Source organism: Promicromonospora kroppenstedtii DSM 19349, from assembly GCF_000515355.1.
GTDB classification, from domain to species: Bacteria; Actinomycetota; Actinomycetes; order Actinomycetales; family Cellulomonadaceae; genus Promicromonospora; species Promicromonospora kroppenstedtii.
The window spans coordinates 18,626-19,526 of the sequence record NZ_KI911606.1 but is presented as its reverse complement, the minus strand read 5'-3'; the positions used below and the strand labels follow the sequence as shown (position 1 = coordinate 19,526).

At 75.7% G+C, this 901-nt stretch carries 1 protein-coding gene; it reads right to left on the bottom strand.

Translation table 11 applies throughout. The features are described 5' to 3' along the window. Positions 1–901 (bottom strand): glycosyltransferase family 2 protein (locus tag PROKR_RS03650; RefSeq protein ID WP_169736312.1); only part of this gene is annotated, 901 nt, incomplete at both ends.

The window sequence follows — 901 nt, the reverse complement described above, 5'->3', positions numbered from 1 at the left end:
GGCGTCCTGCGCCAGCGCGGACCGGGCCCGGTCGCGCAGCCCGTGGGCGCCGGCGATCCGGTCGCCCACGTTGGCGAACAGCCGGTCGTAGGCGTCCACGCGGGCGCGCAGGTCCAGCAGCGCGCCGGACCCCTCGTTCACGCTCAGGCTGGCCGCGTGCTCACGGTGCAGGGCCTGGTCGGCCCCGCCCACGTAGCCGACGTCGGACACGGCGGCCAGGCGCAGCCACATCTCGACGTCCATCGTGAACCGCAGCCGCGGGTCCAGCGGGCCCACGTCCTTGAGCAGGTCGGAGCGCATGACCACCTCGGGGGAGGTGATGCAGCTGACGCCCGTGCGGCACCGCTCGGCCAGCCACGCGCGCCCGTCCCAGACCGTCCAGGACAGCTCGCCGAGCGCGGGTACGGGCGGCGTGCCGTCCTCGAAGTGCTGCGGGTGCCCGTAGACCAGCCCCACCTCCGGGTGCTGCTCCAGCAGGGCCGTGGCCCGGGCGAGCGCGCCGGGCGGCAGCATGTCGTCGGCGTCCAGCCGCACCACGAACTCGCCCGTGCTGTGCTCCCAGCCGCGGTTGAACGACGCGACCTGGCCCAGGTTCCGCTCGTTGGCCAGCACCGTCACGCCCGGGTGCTCGGCCGCCAGTGCGCGCGCCACTGCGAGGCTGTCGTCCGTCGAGGCGTCGTCCACGACGATCACCTCGACGTCGACGCCCTCCTGGCTCACCAGGCTGCCGATCGTCTGCGGCAGGAACCGGCCGTAGCCGTAGCACGGCACCACCACCGAGACGTGGGGGCGCAGCTGCGGGGCGGCAGCCGGGCGCCGGCGGAACGAGCGGGGCGCCAGGGGCGAGGAGACCCAGGACCCGAGCGTCCGGACCACCCGCGCGCCCGCGCCGTCGCCCACC